Consider the following 17383-nt stretch of genomic DNA (forward strand, 5'->3'; position numbering starts at 1 on the left):
GCATCCATATTCCGAGCCGGAAGAGTCGGGGCGGCCCGGCAACTCCCTGTGCCGAGTGTGACGCAGTGCATGGACGGGCATAAGGTGACCCTCAGGCACTCGCGCGGGCGCGCTCATCGACGGAGCCGCCCGGCACGCACAGCACCGTACGCCCTCGCGACGAGATCAGGATGGCCCGCACCATGACCGAACGCCCCGCCGGAGCAGGATCCGACAGCACCGCGCAGGACCATGCGCTGGCCACGGCCCGCCGCCAGGTCGCGCTGGTGCGGGACGAGAAGCGCAGCCTGGATCGTCAGCTGGCCACCGCCGGCGAGCAGAACCGGAAGCTGCGCACGGCGCTCGAGGCGGCCCGCGGTCAGATCGAGCAGCTCAAGAAGTTCCTGGCCAACGAGGTCGAGGTGCCGCTGTCGATCGCCACGCTCGTGCGGGTGATCCCGCCGAGCAGCACGGTCGGCTCGGCCACCCTGACGGCCGATGTCCAGGTGTCCGGGCGCCTCGTGCGCTGCCCGGTCTCGCCGCTGATCACCACCGCGGGGCAGCTCGAGCCCGGGCGCCAGGTGCTCATGAACGAGAACTCGACCGTCGTGGCGGTGCTCGGCTACGAGCAGGCCGGCGACCTGGGCGTGGTCCAGGAGGTGCTGGACGCCACGCGCCTGGTCGTGGGCGGGCGCACCGGCGACGACCGCGTCCTGCGCATGTCGGGAGCGCTGCGCAAGCGCAGGCCCCGGCCCGGGCAGATGGTCTCGATCGACTCCCGCAACGGCATGGCCCTGGAGATCGTCGAGCGACAGGACATGGAGCAGCTCGTGCTGGAGGAGGTGCCCGACATCCGCTACACGGACATCGGCGGCCTCGGCCCGCAGATCGAGGCCATCCAGGACGCCGTCGAGCTGCCCTTCCTGCATCCCGAGCTCTACCGCCAGCACCAGCTCACCCCGCCCAAGGGCATCCTGCTCTACGGCCCTCCCGGCAACGGCAAGACCATGATCGCCAAGGCCGTGGCCCGCTCCCTGGCCGAGCGCGCCGCCGAGCAGTCCGGGCGCTCGGAGGCCAAGGGCTACTTCCTGAACATCAAGGGGCCCGAGCTGCTCGACAAGTACGTGGGGGAGACGGAGCGCCAGATCCGGCAGATCTTCTCCCGCGCGCGCGAGCAGGCGGCCGCCGGCGTGCCGGTCGTCGTGTTCTTCGACGAGATGGAGTCGCTGTTCCGCACGCGCGGCTCGGGCGTCTCCTCGGACGTCGAGACCACGATCGTCCCGCAGCTGCTCACGGAGATGGACGGCGTCGAGCAGCTCGACAACGTCATCATCGTGGGCGCCACCAACCGCGAGGACATGATCGACCCCGCTGTGCTGCGCCCCGGGCGCCTGGACGCCAAGATCCGGATCGACCGCCCCACGGCCGAGGGGGCCCGCGAGATCTTCGGGCTCTACCTGACGCCGAACCTGCCGCTGCGCCAGGAGGAGATCATCGACGCCGGCTCGCGCGAGGCCGCCCTGGAGCAGCTCATCGAGGTCGGCGTGAGCACCATGTACGCCCAGGACGACTCGACGCGGTTCCTGGAGATCTCGTACAAGGACGGCTCCCGCGAGACCCTCTGGTTCTCCGACTTCACCTCCGGCGCGGTGATCCGCAACGTCGTGGACCGGGCCAAGAAGATGGCGATCAAGGACCTGCTCACGCACCAGGTCCGGGGCCTGTCCCAGGAGCACCTGCGCCGGGCGGTGGCCGAGGAGTTCCTGGAGCAGCAGGACCTGCCCGACACCTCGGACCCCGACGAGTGGGCCCGCATCTCGGGGCGCCGCAAGGACACCATCGCGGACCTGCGCTTCGTGCTGCACCGCGGCTCCCGCGCCACGGCGGGCTCCGCCGGGGCCGCCGAGGCGGAAGGGGGCCGGGCATGAGCGTGCGCCGCATCATGGGCGCGGAGACCGAGTTCGGGGTCCTGGCCCCCGGTCGGCCGCAGGCCAACTCGACCGTGCTGTCCACCCGCGCCGTGACCGCCTACGCGGCTCTCGTGGCCCGCGAGCTCGGGGCTCGGGGAGACGGCGCCGTGGACTTCGACTACAGCTCCGAGACCCCGCTGCGCGATGCCCGCGGCTTCGAGATGGACCGCGCCCAGGCCCACCCCACGCAGCTGACCGACTCCGCGCCCGTGCTCACGAGCGAGGAGATCGCGGCCGAGGCCCTGACCGAGGCCGGGATGTGGGGGGAGCACACGGCGCAGGTCGTGATGAACACGGTCCTGCCCAACGGCGCGCGGCTCTACGTGGATCACTCGCACCCCGAGTACTCCTCGCCCGAGGTCATGACCCCGCGCGAGGCCGCGCTCTACGACCTGGCCGGCGATCGCGTGGGCGCGGCCGTCGTCGCGGCCCTGCAGGCCACGGCGGAGGCCTCCGACCTGCAGCCGGTGCACCTCTACAAGAACAACACCGACGGCAAGTCGTCGTCCTACGGCGCGCACGAGAACTACACCGTTCCGCGCGACATCGACGACGACGCCCTGACGGCCGCGCTGCTGCCGTTCTTCGCGTCCCGCCAGGTGATCTGCGGAGCCGGGCGCGTGGGGATCGGGCCGAGCAGCGAGGTCGCCGGGTTCCAGCTCAGCCAGCGCGCGGACTTCTTCGAGCGGATGGTGGGCCTGGAGACCACGGTGCGCCGGCCCATGGTCAACACCCGCGACGAGCCCCATGCCGACGATCTCAAGTACCGGCGCCTGCACGTGATCATCGGCGACGCCAACCTGGCCCACTGGTCCCAGGTCCTCAAGTTCGGCACCACCTCGCTCGTGCTGCGCCTCGTGGAGCAGGGCCGGCAGCCGCGGATCGAGCTCAACGAGCCGGTCGTCGCCCTCCACACGATCAGCCACGACCCGACCCTGCAGGTCACAGTGGGTCAGCGCGACGGGGCCCCGCTGACGGGTCTGCAGATCCAGCGCCGCTACCTCGAGGCCGCAGAGGCCATGGAGACCGCCGGGGGAGCGACCCCCGACGAGGACACCGCCGAGATCCTGAGCATGTGGCGCGAGGCCCTCGACACCCTCGAGACCGACCCCATGGCCATGGCAGACCGCCTGGACTGGGTCGCCAAGCTGCAGCTGCTCGAGGGCTATCGCGAACGCGGGGGGCTGTCGTGGGACGATGCCAAGCTGGCGATGATCGACGTCCAGTACCACGACATCCGCCCCGAGAAGGGGCTCAGCCGCAAGCTCGAGGCCGCCGGGCGGCTGCGCTGGCTCTTCGACGAGGAGCAGATCGCCGCCGCCATGTGGACCCCTCCGGCCGACACCCGGGCGGACTTCCGCGGCCGCGTGGTCGCCCGGTTCCCGGATCAGGTCGTCGCCGCCGGCTGGGACACGGTCGCCCTCGAGCTGCCAGGCCTGCGGCGAGGGGCGCGGATCGCCATGCCGGAGCCGGCCGAGCTGACCCGGCGCCAGACCGAGCACTGGTGGGCCGCCCAGGACGTCGAGGCGTTCGTCGAGCGGATCCGGCAGGACCGGCCGGATCTGGTGGAGATCTCGGCCCGCATCGGCTGAGGCCGGCGGCGCATCAGCCGCATCGCATCGACAGATCGAGAGAAGGAGCAAGGACATGGCACAGGAGCGCATCCAGCCGAACAGCCCGCAGCGACGCGACGAGGAGGCCGAGCCCGCGGGACCGGCTCCCGCTCCGGGCGGCGGCGGTCCGTCGGCGGCGGCCCAGGCCCAGAGCAGCCAGGCCGACGACATCCTGGCCGACATCGATTCGGTGCTCGAGGCCAATGCCGAGGAGTTCGTGAAGGGCTTCGTGCAGAAGGGCGGTCAGTGACCCGATGGATCAGCGGATCATCGGCGTCGAGACCGAGTTCGGGATCATCCACACTCCGCGCCGCGACGCCGGGCCCGGTGAGCCCGCGCGGACGCTGAGCCCGGACGACGCGGCCCGGCTGCTCTTCCACCCCATCGTGGACTGGGGCCGGTCCTCCAACCTGTTCCTGCCCAACGGGGCGCGACTCTACTTGGACGTCGGCGCCCATCCGGAGTACGCCACCGCGGAATGCGCGACCCTTCAGGACGTGGTCGCGCAGGACCGCGCCGGCGAGCTCATCGTCGACCGGATGCGCCGTGCGCTGGAGGCCAGGCTGGCCGAGGACGGGACCGGCGGGTCGGTCTACCTCTTCAAGACCAATGTGGACAGCTCGGGGAACTCGTTCGGCTCCCACGAGAACTACATGATCGGCCGCGGCACACGCTTCGCGCGGCTCGTCTCGACCCTGATCCCGTTCCTGGTCACCCGCCAGCTCTACTCCGGGACGGGCCGCATCCATCCCGAGGGCCCGGCCGTGTTCGGGGAGGGCCGCAGCTTCGGCGCCGGAACCGGGGAGCCCTCGTTCTCGTTCTCGCAGCGCGCCGACCACATCTGGGAGGACGCGTCGTCGTCGACCACCCGGGCGCGCCCGCTGATCAACACGCGCGACGAGCCGCACGGCGACTCGGAGCGCTTCCGGCGGCTGCACGTCATCGTGGGCGATTCCACGATGTCGACCGCGACCACGGCGCTGCGCCTGGGCGTCACCGATCTCATGCTGCGGATGATCGAGTCCGGGCACCCCATGGCGGACCGGACGCTGAACTCGCCGGCCCTGGCCCTGCGGCAGATCTCGCACGATCCGACAGGCACCTTCCAGGTGGCCATGCGCGACGGCCGGACCCGCTCGGCGCTGGATCTGCAGCGCGAGTACTGGGAGGAGGCCTCCCGGTTCGTGCAGGCCAACGGCGCCCACCACGACCGCGTGGACTGGCTGCTCGATCTCTGGGCCCGCAGCCTCGAGGCCGTGGAGCGCCAGGACGCGACGGGCATCGACACGGAGATCGACTGGGCGATCAAGAAGAAGCTCATCGACTCCTGGTGCGAGCGCAATGGCGCGGACTACAGCCACCCGCGCGTCGCGCAGCTCGATCTGATGTACCACGACATCGCCGCCGGCCGCGGCCTGTTCCGCATGCTCGAGCAGCGCGGGATGGCCGCCCGGCTGCCCGGCTTCGAGGACGCGGATGCAGAGGCAGCGGTCGACGAGCCCCCGGCCACCCGCGCGGCGCTGCGCGGCGCACTGGTCCGGGCCGGCATGGAGGCCGGAGTCCACTTCACCGCCGACTGGGTGAACATGAAGGTCAACGGGCCGACGCAGCGCGCGATCGCGCTGCGCGATCCGTTCGCCACGCAGGACGAGGCGGCCGAGGAGCTGCTCGCCGCCCTGCGCGCCGAGCGCACCGCCGATGTCTCCCCGTCGCCCCTGCCCGCGGTCTGACGCGGCGGCGGCAGCTGGAAGGGGCTCGAAGGCCCGACGAGGACGCCGCAGGGCCCCGGACCGCGAGGCGGTCCGGGGCCCTGCGGCCCGCCCGGCGCGATGCGCGGGCGAGCGGCTGTCAGGCGGCGAGCTGGAGGGCGTCGCCGGCCGCGGCGCGGCAGACGGTGTGAGCGCATTCGACGGCCTCCTGGAAGCTGCCGAAGCTGCGTCGGGCCAGGAGCGCTCCATCGTGGCGGCGGACCGTCATGGTCCACTTGGGACGACGACGCAGCCCGGCCAGGAAACCGGTGCGGATCGAGACGACCGGCAGCGACGCGGTCGAGCGGGGCTCGGGCTGGGTGGGGCGCACGGCGGATCTCCTGTGCTGACCGGCCTGGGGGAGGGCACGGCCTCGGGGGAGGCATCGGCGGGAGGCCGACGCGGCAGGGGGCAGTCGTGCGGTCATCGGTCCCCGCGGTCGGACAGAGACCCCCGGGGCGACGGCGCGCAGGCCGAACCTCAGGCTAGCCGTCCCCCTATTCGGTGACAAGCATGACTTGTCATCGGAAGCGATGCCTTTCGGGCACTCAGCCCGGCCGCCCGTGCCTCCGGGCACCGGGCCGTGCTCGGCGCGTCCCGGCTGGACAGGCCGCCGCGGTCGTCCGACGATGACAGGACCACCGCCACTCGACCCCAGGAGCTTCGCTTGAGCACTCCGCAGCCATCGCAGCAGGCCACCGCCCACGACGAGGTCGTCGAGATCTGCCGGAACCTCATCCGCATCGACACCTCGAACTTCGGCCGGGGCGAGTCCAAGGGGGAGCGCCGCGCCGCCGAGTACGTGGCCGGTCTCCTCGAGGAGGTCGGCATCTCGGCCACGATGCTCGAATCCGCTCCGGGCCGCACGAGCGTCTTCGGGCGGATCGAGGGCACCGACCCCTCGGCCGACGCCCTGCTGGTCCACGGCCATCTGGACGTCGTGCCGGCGGTCGCCGCCGACTGGAGCGTCGATCCCTTCGCCGCCGAGATCCGCGACGGCATGATCTGGGGCCGCGGCGCCGTCGACATGAAGGACATGGACGCCATGATCCTCTCGGTCGTGCGGCACATGGTGCGCACGGGCCAGAAGCCCAAGCGCGACATCCTGCTCGGCTTCTTCGCCGACGAGGAGGCCGGGATGATCTACGGCTCCAAGTGGGTCGCTCAGCACCATCCCGAGCTCTTCGACGGCGTGAGCGACGCGATCTCCGAGGTCGGCGGGTACTCCGCGACCGTCGGCGGGCAGCGCGCCTACCTGCTGCAGACGGCGGAGAAGGGCCTGATGTGGATGCGCCTGTTCGCCGACGGCACCGCCGGGCACGGCTCGCAGGTCAACGACGACAACCCCGTCACGCGGCTCTCGCGCGCCATGGCGAACATCGGCGAGCACACCTGGCCGATCGAGCTGACGAAGACCACCCGGCAGTTCCTGGACGCCGTCACGGAGCTGACCGGGGTCGAGTTCGACCCGCAGAACCCGCAGCGGCTGCTCGACGAGCTCGGCTCGGTCGCCCGCTTCGTGGGGGCCACGCTGCAGAACACGACCAATCCCTCGATGCTCAGCTCCGGGTACAAGGTCAACGTCATCCCGGGCACCGCGGAGGCCGGGCTGGACGCGCGGTTCCTGCCCGAGCAGCGCGAGATCGTGCTCGAGAAGCTGCGCGAGCTGGCCGGCGACGGCGTGCGCTTCGAGTTCGAGGCCGACGACATCGGCCTGGAGGTCCCGTTCTCGGGCAGCGTCGTGGACGCCATGGTGGCCTCGCTCAAGAAGCACGACCCGGAGGCCGTGGTCCTGCCCTACATGCTCTCGGCCGGCACGGACAACAAGTCCCTGCACCCGCTGGGGATCACGGGCTACGGCTTCGTGCCGCTGCGCCTGCCGGAGGAGCTGGACTTCCCGGCGATGTTCCACGGCGTCGACGAGCGCGTGCCGATCGAGTCCCTCGAGTTCGGGGCCGACGTCCTGCACTCGCTGCTCACCGGGTACTGATCCGGCGGCGGGCCGCGCCGGGCTGCGCTCCGGGGGGGCTGGTCCTAGAGGGTGCGCTCGACGCGCATCACGCGGCGGCGCAGCCAGTGCTTGCGGGCCCCGCCGTAGAGGTGGACCACGCGATGCAGCTCCCACTTGCCGTACTCGGCGTGCTCCATGAGGCGGGCGCGGGCATCGGAGATCCGCTCACCGGGAGCGACCGTGAGCAGCAGGTACTCGTAGCGCGGATCCATGAAGTCCTCGGAGTGCGGATCGCGGCGGATGGAACTCTGGACGACTTGCTCTCTCATCGCTCCCATTCTGCCCCCGCGACCGGTACCGTCGACCCCATGAGCACCGATCCGCGCGTCGCACTCCAGTCCCTCGTCTCCGCCCTCGAAGAGCACCTGGCCGCGCTGTCGAACCGCCGCGGGGAGGACGACCCCTCGGTGGACAACGCCTATGTCGCGATCGCCGACGCGTTCGACGCCTACGAGGAGGCCCTCTACGAGAGCTTCGACGAGGTCACGCCCCTGTCGGTCTTCGCCGACGACGAGGACGATGAGGACGACGACGACTTCGAGGACGAGGACGACGAGGAGTTCGAGGAGTTCGACGACGACTCCGAGGACCAGGACGACGAGGGATCGGACGATCCGCAGGCGGGGTCAGGACCCCGGCGCTGATCACCGGGAGACGATCCTCCCGCTGCCCCGCATCGTCCCCGGTGAGCCCGCTCACCGGGGACGATGCCCTCCCGGGGATCGTCGGTCCAACTGTGCTCCGACTCGCATTCGCGGGGCCGGTCGCACCGCGGCGCGTGCTCTAGGGTGATCCCCGTGAATTGGCTTGAATCGATCATCCTCGGCCTGGTGCAGGGCCTGACGGAGTTCCTCCCCGTGTCCTCGTCCGCCCATCTGCGCATCGTGGGCGAGTTCCTGCCCGGGTCCGCGGACCCCGGTGCCGCGTTCACCGCGATCACGCAGCTGGGCACCGAGACGGCTGTCGTCATCTACTTCTGGCGCGACATCGTCCGGATCATCAAGCACTGGGCCCTGTCGCTCGTGGGGAAGATGGACCGCTCGGATCCCGACGCCCGCATGGGCTGGCTGATCATCGTCGGCTCCCTGCCGATCGGCATCCTGGGCCTGCTGTTCGAGGACCAGATCGACACGACCCTGCGCAGCCTGTGGATCACCGCCACCATGCTGATCGTCTTCGGAGTGATCCTGGGCATCGCCGATCACGTCGGCAAGCAGGTGCGCGAGCTCGACCAGCTCAACGTCAAGCACGGCGTCCTCTACGGCTTCGCCCAGGCCCTGGCCCTGATCCCGGGCGTCTCGCGCTCGGGCGGCACGATCACCGCCGGCCTGCTGATGGGCTACAAGCGCGAGGCCGCGGCCCGCTACGCGTTCCTGCTGGCCATCCCCGCCGTGTTCGCCTCCGGGCTCTACAAGCTGGTCTCCGAGATCGCGGACCCGACGCCGCAGCCGTACTCGATGGGCCAGACCGCTGTGGCGACGATCGTCGCCTTCGTGATCGCCTACGTGATCATCGGCTGGTTCATGAACTACATCTCGAGCCGCTCGTACTCGCTGTTCGTCTGGTACCGGATCGGCCTGGGCATCCTGGTCTTCATCCTGCTCGGCACCGGCGTGATCAATGCGGTCCCGGAGGCCTCGGGCGCGGTCTGACCCGAGCGCGTCCTCCTGCGGGCCGGGCCCCGGCGCATGCCGGGTCCCGGCCCGCCTGCGTCCGCCGTGGGCGATCGGGGCCGCTGCGACGGGGCCCGTCGTCGTCCGTCCGTGGGAGGATGTGCCCCGGTCGGCCCCTGGCCGCCGCCGTCCCGACAGCCCGTCCTCAGAGGTGACAATGCAGTCCTGGTCCGCACGCACCGTCCCGGAGCTCCCCGGCGAGGCCGCTCCGCCCTCCGTGTTCGACTCGCGGACCGGGCGGATCGAGCAGCTGCCGCGCCAGGAGCGGGCCTCGCTCTACGTCTGCGGCATCACCCCCTACGACGCGACCCACCTGGGCCACGCGAGCACCTACGTCGCCTTCGACCTGCTGCACCGAGCGTGGCTCGACGCCGGGATGCCGGTGGACTACGTCCAGAACGTCACCGACGTCGACGACCCCCTGCTCGAGCGCGCCGAGCGCGACGGCGTGGACTGGAGGCAGCTGGCCGCCTCGCAGACCGACCTCTTCCGCGAGGACATGGCGGCCCTCAACGTCCTGCCCCCGCAGCACTACGTCGGCGCCACCGAGACGGTCGACTGGGTCGTCGAGGCCGTCGAGGGCCTGCTGGAGCGCGGCCTGGCCTACCGCGTGCCGGGATCCGACGGCGAGCCCGACGGCGACGTCTACTTCGACGTCCGGGCCGTCGCGGGCGCAGGGGAGGACATCCGCCCCGTGGTGGAGCCGGCGGCCGAGGGCGAGACCTCGGGGGCGCCCGGCCCGTGGAGCCTGGGCCAGATCTCCGGGATGAGCCGCGACGAGATGCTCGAGGTCTTCGGCGAGCGCGGCGGCGATCCGCAGCGCCCCGGCAAGCGCGACATCTTCGACCCCCTGCTGTGGCGCGTCGAGCGCCCGGGCGAGCCCGCCTGGGACGGCGGCTCGCTGGGCTCGGGCCGGCCCGGGTGGCACATCGAGTGCTCGCTGATCTCCCTGCGGCTGCTGCCGGCGCCGTTCACGGTCCAGGGCGGCGGCTCCGACCTGGTGTTCCCGCACCACGAGATGGGCGCGGGGCACAGCTGGGCCCTGTCCGCCCGCCCCATGGCCCGCCACTTCGTGCACACCGGCATGGTGGGGCTCGACGGCCGGAAGATGTCCAAGTCGCTGGGCAACCTGGAGCTCGTCTCCCGGCTGCGCGAGCGCGGCGTCGAGCCGGCCGCGATCCGCCTGGGCATCCTCGATCAGCACTACCGGGACGACTGGTCCTGGAGCCAGGACGTGCTCGTGCGGGCCGAGGCGCGCCTGGCGCGCTGGCGGATGGCCGCCGAGACGGCCGCCGAGGGCTCGTTCGAGGATGCCCTGGAGGCCGTGCGCACCGCCCTGGCCGCGGACCTGGACACCCCGAGGGCCATCGAGGCGATCGACGTGTGGGCCGAGGGCGTGCTCGTCGGCGGCGAGCAGAAGGGCTCGGGCGATCCCCTGGCGGCCCGGGCCATCGAGGCCCGCCTGGGCATCGTGCTCTGAGCCTCCGGCGCCGGCCCGGCCGCCCCCGCCTCGCGAGGCCGAGGCCCGGGGCGGCCGCGCGGCCGGTCAGCTCTGGTCGCGGCGCCGCAGGAAGCGCTCGAACTCCTGCGCGATCGCATCTCCGGTGGCCTCGGGCAGATCGACGGTGTCCTTGGCCTCCTCGAGCTTGGTGACGTAGGCCGCGATCTCGGGGTCGTCCTCCGCCAGATCGTCGACGCCGCGCTCCCATGCCTCGGCATCCTCGACCAGCGCCTGCATGGGCACCGTGAGCGTCAGCAGGTCCTCGAGGCGCCGCAGCAGCGCGAGCTGGGCCTTGGGGGAGGGGGACTGCGCGACGTAGTGCGGCACCGCCGCCCACAGGCTCAGGGACGGGATGCCCGAGACGGACGCCAGATGCGCCAGAACGCCGACCATGCCCGTGGGGCCGTCGTAGTCGGAGCCGGTGACGTCGAGCTCGTGCTGCAGCTCCTCGGTCTCCGAGGTCATCGTGATCGGGATGGGCCGGGTATGGGGCACGTCGGCCAGCAGGGCGCCGATCATGACCACGAAGTCGACCTCGAGCCGGGCTGCGTGCTCGAGGATCTCCGCGGCGAATCCGCTCCAGCGGTACGACGGCTCCCAGCCGTGCAGCAGGATCAGGTCCAGATTGGTGCCGGGCACCGACGCGCGCAGCATCCGCGTGGTCGGCCACACGATCCGGGACTCCCCGGAGGCGGCGCGGACGATGCGCGGGCGCGAGTACTGGTAGTCGTAGTACTCGTCGGGGCTGACCTCGAAGTCCTCGACCGCGCCGAAGGCCTCGGCCAGCAGCTTCACGGCATCGGTGGCCGCGTCGCCGGCGTCGTTCCATCCCTCGAAGGCGCCGATCAGCACGCGGACGCGCTCGCCCGACCCGCTCTCCTGCACGATGCCGAACGGTCCCGCCTCGGGCTGGGGGAAGGTCTCGTCGAATCCAGTCACACGGCCACTGTACGCGCGGGGCGACCGGCGGGAGCCAGCCCGCAGACGCCGCTCGCCGAGGGCGCACAGCCGACGCCGGCGGTCGGGGCGAGGCGCGCACCCCGAGGGCATGCAGGCGCAGTCGCTAGGATCCGACCATGCCGTCGACGAGCCCCGCCCCCGCGACCGACTCCTCCGCCTGCCCGCCTCCCGCCTCCGCGACCCCCGCGCCGTCGACGGCCGACCGGCCCGATGCCGTCCTGTGGGACATGGACGGGACCCTGGTGGACACGGAGCCGCACTGGTTCGCCGCCGAGACGGAGCTCATGCACGAGCACGGCCTGCCGTGGACGGACGAGGACTCCCTGGCCGTCGTGGGCGGCGATCTCGAGGAGACGGGCCGCATCATGGTCCGGGCCGGCATCCCGCTGAGCGTGCGCGAGGTCGTCGACGCGCTGTGCGAGCGCGTGGCCCAGGGCGTGCGCCGCGAGCTCGAGCTGCGACCGGGCGCCCTCGAGCTGCTCGTGGCCCTGCGCCGCGAGGGGATCCCGACCGCGCTGGTGACGAACTCGGAGTCGGTCGTGGCGCAGGTCGTCGTCGAGAAGCTCACCGCGATCGCCGCCGCCGGGGGTCACCCGGGGACCAGGTGGGACGGCCCGCTCTTCGACCTGGTGGTGACCGGGGGCGCCGGCCTGCCGGTCAAGCCGGACCCCGCCCCGTACACCGCCGCCGCCCGCAGGCTCGCGGCGCTGGCGGCGGAGGCGGGGGGAACGGGGCCCGAGCCGAGCATCGCCCGCATGGTCGCGATCGAGGACTCCCGGACCGGGATCGCCTCCGCGCGCGCCTCCGGAGCCTTCGTGCTGGGGGTGCCGAACCTCATCGGCATCTCGGACGCCGGGCTCGACCGCGAGGCCGCCTCCCTGACCGAGCTCACCCCCGCGATGCTCGGCTCCTGGATCCGCGAACGCGGCCGGAGCCGCGCATGAGGGGGCCCGTCCGTCCGGCGTCGGAGGCCGCCGCCGCGCACCCGGCCGGTCGGCGCCCCGCCCCCCGGGGATCGCTGCCGCTGGGGCGGATCGGCGGGATGCCCGTCCACCTGCAGGCGTCGTGGCTGGTCATCGGCGCGCTGGTCGTGGTCCTCTACGGCCCCGTCCTGCGGCGATCCATGCCGGAGCTCGGCGCCTGGGCCTATCTGGTCGCCCTGGGGTTCTGCGTCCTGCTCGCGCTGTCCGTGCTGCTGCACGAGCTCGCTCACGCGGGGACGGCCCGGCTCTTCGGGTGGCCCGTCGACCGGATCGTGCTCTCGATCATGGGCGGGCACACCTCGTTCGGGCGCACCCGCCCCGGCTGGGGCGCCTCGACCGTCGTGTCGCTCGTCGGCCCGCTCGTGAACCTCGGGATCGCCGGGCTGGGCTTCGCCGCCCTGCCGCTGATCGCCGGCGGCGCCGATGCGCTCGGCGGACGCATCCTGTGGATGCTCGTGTCGCTGAGCGCGGCCGCCAATCTGCTCATCGGGGTCTTCAACCTGCTGCCCGGTCTGCCGCTCGACGGGGGGCGGGTCCTCGAGGGCCTGGTCTGGGGGCTGACGGGCCGGGAGCGCACGGGCATCGCCGCGGCCGCATGGGCCGGTCGGCTCTGCGCGGTCGTCCTGGTGACGGCGGTGCTGCTGCTCGGCCTGTGGCGATCCCCGCTGACCCTGGTGATCACCGGCTTCCTGGTGTGGATGCTGGTCGCCGGCGCCGCCCAGGGGCTGCGACGAGCCCGGGCCGCCGCCGCGATGGAGGGAACCAGCGCCGCCGGACTGGGCTCGCCCGCCGTGGGGATCCCCGCGGCGCTGAGCCTGGGCGACGTCGAGCGCACGGCCGCGCAGCTCGAACCGGGGACCTCGGTCGTGGGGCTGGACGAGCAGGGCCGCGCCGTCGGCGTGCTGGACGGGTCGCGGCTGCGCGCCATCCCCGAGGCCGAGCGAGCCCGCTCCCCGCTGAGCCGCGCGCTGCTGCCCGTGGCCCCGGCCGCCGTGCTGCCGGAGTCCCTGGGCGGCCACGACCTGCTCGAGACCGCCGCCCGCGCCGACAGCCCGGTGATGGTCGTCGTGGACGCCGACGGCGCCGTGACCGGGACCCTCTCGGCCGCCAGCATCAACGGGCTGCTCGCGCGAGCCGGGCTGATCCGCGCCGACGGCACACCGCGCTGAGCCGCTGCCTGCGACGGGCAGCGGCCCGCGGCGCCGGTCGAGCCGCGCACGGCGCCTCGACCGGGTGATGCGACAATGGCCGACGCCGATCGCGGCCGCAGGCGACCGCCTGCCGCGCGGGCATCGTCGCCGCGCGCCGCACCCGGCGCCCACTCCGCGCACGGGACCCCGTGCGCCCGCTCCCGTCGGAAGGCAGCCCATGACCGAGGCCAGCACCCCTGAGACCGTCCATGACCCCGCGCGCGAGCGCATCGGCCCGGCCGGTGCGGTGAACCGGCGCGGTCCGATGCGCGAGGGCGAGCGCATCCAGATCATGGACGATCGCGGCAAGCTGACCACGATCACACTGACCTCCGGCCAGGAGTACCAGACCCACAAGGGCGTCCTGCCGCACGATCTGCTGATCGGGCAGCCCGAGGGGACCGTGGTCGAGAACTCGGTCGGGATCAGCTATCAGGCCCTGCGCCCCCTGATGAAGGACTTCGTGCTCTCGATGCCGCGCGGCGCGGCTGTCGTCTACCCCAAGGACGCGGGGCAGATCGTGACCATGGCCGACATCTTCCCCGGCGCGCGGGTGGTCGAGGCCGGCGTGGGCTCCGGCGCCCTGTCGCTCGCGCTGCTGCGCGCGATCGGCGACGAGGGCTCGCTGCGCTCCTTCGAGCGCCGCGAGGACTTCGCCGAGGTGGCCCGGGGCAACATCGAGACGTTCTTCGGCGGGCCCCACCCGGCCTGGACGCTGAGCATCGGCGACCTCGCCGAGCAGCTGGGCGAGGTCGAGCAGCCCGGCAGCGTGGACCGCGCCGTGCTCGACATGCTCGCGCCGTGGGAGTGCCTCGACGCCGTGGCCGGCGTGCTCGCCCCGGGCGGGGTCGTGATCTGCTACGTGGCCACCGTGACCCAGCTCTCGCGGGTGGCCGAGGCCCTGCGTGCCGACGGGCGCTTCACCGAGCCCGACGCCCACGAGACGATGGTCCGCGGCTGGCACGTCGAGGGCCTGGCGGTGCGCCCCGATCACCGGATGGTCGCCCACACCGGGTTCCTGATCACCGCGCGCCGGCTGGCCGACGGGGCCCGGCGCCTGGCGCCCAAGCGGCGCGCCTCCAAGTCCGAGTACACCCAGGAGGACCTGCAGGCCTGGACGCCGCTGTCGCTGGGGGAGCGGGAGGTCACGGACAAGAAGGCCCGCCGCGCCGGCCGCGATGCCCGGCACCTGGCCGAGCGCGCCGCCCAGGCCGATGCCGGCGCCCGCGAGCAGGCCTCCTCGGAGGCTCGGACCGACGACTGAGTCCGGCCCGCCTGTGCCCCGCAGCCGCGGGCGCCGTCCTGCCGCGGAGCACAGGCGGCATCCAGACCCGGCCGATACCCTGTCCGGCGACCCCAGGCCCTCCGCCGATCCCGGAGGGCTCACCGAGATGCCGCGTCTGCCAGCGGCCTGGAGGAACACGTGCGCAAGTCTCTGCTCACCACCGGAACCGCTCTGTCCGCCGCCCTGGTGCTGGCCGGCTGCGGCGGCTCCGGCGGACTGCGATCCGTCGAGATCACCAACGACGACCGGGGCAGCGGCGAAGCGCCCGAGATCGACTTCCAGACGCCCGTGCAGGTCGAGGAGAACGAGACCAAGGTGCTCGAGGAGGGCGACGGGGAGGACGTCGAGCCCGGCGACACCCTCATGGTCCAGATGTCGATCAGCAGCGGCGCCGACAAGTCGTCGCTGGGGGAGTCCTACTCCCAGGGGGCCGGCCAGGTACTGGCCTTCGACGACTCCCTGAAGGAGCGCGTGCCGGAGCTCTACGAGGCCATGGACGAGATGAAGGTCGGCGGCATCGTGGCCTACTCCTCGCCCGCCACGGCCGGGGCCAGCGGCGACCAGGACGACTCCTCGACCGCGGTCGAGGTCTACGAGATCGTCGACGAGGTCCCCAGCGAGATCGAGGGCGAGATGCAGGACTCGCCCGAGGGGCTGCCGGCCGTGACGGAGACCGACGACGGCACCCCGGAGATCCAGGAGCCGGAGGGGGACGCCCCGGGCGAGGTCCGCTCGGAGTACCTCATCGAGGGCGACGGCGAGGAGGTCGCCGCGGGCGACACCGTCGTGGCCGACTACGTCGGCGCGCGCTGGGAGGACGGCGAGGTCTTCGACTCGTCCTACGAGAACGGCTCTCCCGCGGCGCTGCCGCTGGACACCATGATCCCCGGCTGGACCGAGGCGCTCGAGGGCAAGAAGGCCGGCTCGCGCGTGATCATGTCGGTGCCCGCGGAGAAGGCCTACGGCACGCAGGAGGAGCTCGGCGAGGACTCCCAGTACCCGGCCGGCGATCTGGTCTTCGTCGTGGATCTGCTGGGCGCCTACGAGACCCCCGAGCCCGAGCCCCTTCCGGAGCCCACGGCCTCGGTCGTGAACGAGGGCGACGGCGAGGAGGTCGAGGAGGGCGACACGCTCCTGGTGCGCACCGGCCCGGTCTCCGACGGCGAGCCCCAGGGGGAGCAGCTGCAGGTCATGCGCGTGGACGAGGACCTGAAGGAGCAGGACGAGTTCGTCCACGGCCAGCTCGCCGATGCGCGGGTCGGCACCTCGGTGGACATCACCTCGAGCGCCGACGACGGCACCGGCCAGGTCCAGGAGACCACCGCGCGCTACACCGTCGAGCAGATCCTGCCGGATTCCCCCCAGGGCCCGATGCAGCCCAGCCCCGAGGGCCTGCCGCAGGTCACCGAGTGCCCGGACGGCGCTCCCGAGATCGCGGCCCCCCAGGGCGAGGCCCCCGACGAGGTCGTCTCCGAGCCGCTCATCGAGGGCGACGGCGAGGAGGTCGCCGCCGGGGACACCGTGGCCGTCGACTACGTCGGCGTGCGGTGGGAGGACGGCGAGGTCTTCGACTCCTCCTACGACCGCGGCGCGCCCACGTCCTTCCCGCTCGACGGCGTGATCCCCGGCTGGTCCGAGGGCCTCGAGGGCCAGAAGGTCGGCTCCCGCGTCATCATCTCCGTGCCCGCCGATCAGGCCTACGGGACCCAGGAGGAGATCGACGAGCAGGGCGGCGACCGCCCGGCCGGCGATCTGCTCTTCGTCGTGGACGTCCTCGCCGCGACCGACACCCCCGAGCAGGCGGCCCCGGCCATGCCCGGGGCCGAGGCGCCCGCCGAGGGCTCCGACGCCCCGGCGGAGGGCGGCGCGGCGCCGGCCGAGCCCCAGGATCCGGGTCAGGACCCGGCCCAGGACTCCGCCGAGGGCTGAGCGGCCGGTCTGCGCCCTCCGGCGCCGACTATCCTGGTGCCTCGAGCCGCGCCCCGAGCGCGCCGGCGGCACCGCACCGATGCCGTCCCGCAGCAGCACGGATCCCGTCCGCGGGATCCCCATCCGATCCCCCAGGAGGAATCGTGTCCTTCGGACAGCGCAATCTCGACCGCACCAAGCCCGAGGTGGACTTCCCCGAGGGCGATGCCCCCGCCGAGCTCGTGAAGGTCGACCTGGTCGAGGGCAAGGGCGCGGTGGCCGAGCCCGGCCGCCGGGTCTCGTGCCACTACGTGGGCGTGGCCCACTCGACGGGCGAGGAGTTCGACGCCTCCTGGAACCGCGGACAGCCGCTGGACTTCACGGTCGGCGTCGGCCAGGTCATCGAGGGCTGGGACCAGGGCCTGCTCGGCATGCGCGTGGGCGGGCGCCGTCGCCTCGAGATCCCGTCGTCCATGGCCTACGGCGAGCGCGGCGCCGGCGGCGCCATCGGCCCGAACGAGGCCCTGATCTTCGTCGTCGACCTCGTCGACGTGCGCTGACC

At 72.7% G+C, this 17383-nt stretch carries 16 protein-coding genes; 13 read left to right on the forward strand and 3 right to left on the reverse strand.

The window, feature by feature from the left end; genetic code table 11:
• The first annotated feature begins 182 nt into the window (after positions 1-182).
• The 4 genes from arc to pafA are packed head-to-tail and all read left to right on the forward strand — an operon-like array spanning position 183 to position 5292.
• The gene (gene arc / locus FSY66_RS06030) at positions 183-1907 is read left to right on the forward strand and encodes a proteasome ATPase (protein WP_144792281.1); all 1725 of its coding nucleotides are present in this window, start codon (positions 183-185) and stop codon (positions 1905-1907) included.
• Positions 1904-3541 carry a depupylase/deamidase Dop gene (gene dop, locus FSY66_RS06035; RefSeq protein WP_144792283.1) on the forward strand — a complete coding sequence of 546 codons (1638 nt, stop codon included), beginning with the start codon at positions 1904-1906 and terminating at the stop codon, positions 3539-3541. Before arc ends, dop begins: the two co-directional genes overlap by 4 nt.
• Positions 3542-3596: 55 nt before the next feature.
• Entirely contained in the window at positions 3597-3812 is a 216-nt protein-coding gene (locus FSY66_RS06040; RefSeq protein WP_144792285.1) for a ubiquitin-like protein Pup, read from the forward strand.
• Positions 3813-3816: 4 nt separating this feature from the next.
• Entirely contained in the window at positions 3817-5292 is a 1476-nt protein-coding gene (gene pafA / locus FSY66_RS06045; RefSeq protein ID WP_144792287.1) for a Pup--protein ligase, read from the forward strand.
• Between the two features lie 118 nt (positions 5293-5410).
• Here the strand turns inward: pafA and FSY66_RS06050 are convergent, their stop codons facing one another.
• Positions 5411-5641 carry a hypothetical protein gene (locus FSY66_RS06050; protein WP_144792289.1) on the reverse strand — a complete coding sequence of 77 codons (231 nt, stop codon included), beginning with the start codon at positions 5639-5641 and terminating at the stop codon, positions 5411-5413.
• 336 nt (positions 5642-5977) lie between these two features.
• On the opposite strand from FSY66_RS06050, the gene FSY66_RS06055 reads away from it, so the two are divergent.
• A complete protein-coding gene (locus tag FSY66_RS06055) occupies positions 5978-7300 on the forward strand; it encodes a M20/M25/M40 family metallo-hydrolase (RefSeq protein WP_144792291.1) in 1323 nt (440 codons plus the stop codon).
• Between the two features lie 44 nt (positions 7301-7344).
• Here the strand turns inward: FSY66_RS06055 and FSY66_RS06060 are convergent, their stop codons facing one another.
• On the reverse strand, positions 7345-7590 hold the full coding sequence (locus FSY66_RS06060) for a DUF5703 family protein (RefSeq protein WP_144792293.1): 246 nt from the start codon (positions 7588-7590) through the stop codon (positions 7345-7347).
• 39 nt (positions 7591-7629) lie between these two features.
• Here FSY66_RS06060 and FSY66_RS12550 point away from each other — a divergent pair, with 39 nt between their 5' ends.
• The 3 genes from FSY66_RS12550 to mshC all read left to right on the forward strand — a co-directional run bounded on the left by FSY66_RS12550 (position 7630) and on the right by mshC (position 10474).
• Entirely contained in the window at positions 7630-7965 is a 336-nt protein-coding gene (locus FSY66_RS12550) for a hypothetical protein (protein ID WP_186304457.1), read from the forward strand.
• A gap of 153 nt (positions 7966-8118) precedes the next feature.
• The gene (locus tag FSY66_RS06070) at positions 8119-8973 is read left to right on the forward strand and encodes an undecaprenyl-diphosphate phosphatase (RefSeq protein ID WP_144792297.1); all 855 of its coding nucleotides are present in this window, start codon (positions 8119-8121) and stop codon (positions 8971-8973) included.
• A 178-nt stretch (positions 8974-9151) separates the two neighbouring features.
• Positions 9152-10474 carry a cysteine--1-D-myo-inosityl 2-amino-2-deoxy-alpha-D-glucopyranoside ligase gene (gene mshC / locus FSY66_RS06075; protein WP_144792299.1) on the forward strand — a complete coding sequence of 441 codons (1323 nt, stop codon included), beginning with the start codon at positions 9152-9154 and terminating at the stop codon, positions 10472-10474.
• A 66-nt stretch (positions 10475-10540) separates the two neighbouring features.
• Here mshC and FSY66_RS06080 read toward each other — a convergent pair whose 3' ends face one another.
• Entirely contained in the window at positions 10541-11434 is an 894-nt protein-coding gene (locus tag FSY66_RS06080; RefSeq protein WP_144792301.1) for a PAC2 family protein, read from the reverse strand.
• A 137-nt stretch (positions 11435-11571) separates the two neighbouring features.
• Between FSY66_RS06080 and FSY66_RS06085 the strand changes: the two genes are divergently transcribed.
• The 5 genes from FSY66_RS06085 to FSY66_RS06110 all read left to right on the forward strand — a co-directional run bounded on the left by FSY66_RS06085 (position 11572) and on the right by FSY66_RS06110 (position 17381).
• Entirely contained in the window at positions 11572-12399 is an 828-nt protein-coding gene (locus FSY66_RS06085) for an HAD family hydrolase (protein ID WP_144792303.1), read from the forward strand.
• A complete protein-coding gene (locus FSY66_RS06090) occupies positions 12396-13607 on the forward strand; it encodes a site-2 protease family protein (protein WP_144792305.1) in 1212 nt (403 codons plus the stop codon). The genes FSY66_RS06085 and FSY66_RS06090 overlap by 4 nt, the downstream gene beginning before the upstream one ends.
• Before the next feature lie 199 nt (positions 13608-13806).
• A complete protein-coding gene (locus tag FSY66_RS06095; protein ID WP_144792307.1) occupies positions 13807-14892 on the forward strand; it encodes a tRNA (adenine-N1)-methyltransferase in 1086 nt (361 codons plus the stop codon).
• A 159-nt stretch (positions 14893-15051) separates the two neighbouring features.
• The gene (locus FSY66_RS12845; RefSeq protein WP_260853516.1) at positions 15052-16842 is read left to right on the forward strand and encodes an FKBP-type peptidyl-prolyl cis-trans isomerase; all 1791 of its coding nucleotides are present in this window, start codon (positions 15052-15054) and stop codon (positions 16840-16842) included.
• Between the two features lie 143 nt (positions 16843-16985).
• Entirely contained in the window at positions 16986-17381 is a 396-nt protein-coding gene (locus FSY66_RS06110; protein ID WP_144792309.1) for an FKBP-type peptidyl-prolyl cis-trans isomerase, read from the forward strand.
• Positions 17382-17383: the final 2 nt, after the last annotated feature.

Origin of the sequence: Kocuria palustris (genome assembly GCF_007666205.1) — a bacterium.
In the GTDB taxonomy this organism is placed as follows: domain Bacteria; phylum Actinomycetota; class Actinomycetes; order Actinomycetales; family Micrococcaceae; genus Kocuria; species Kocuria palustris_A.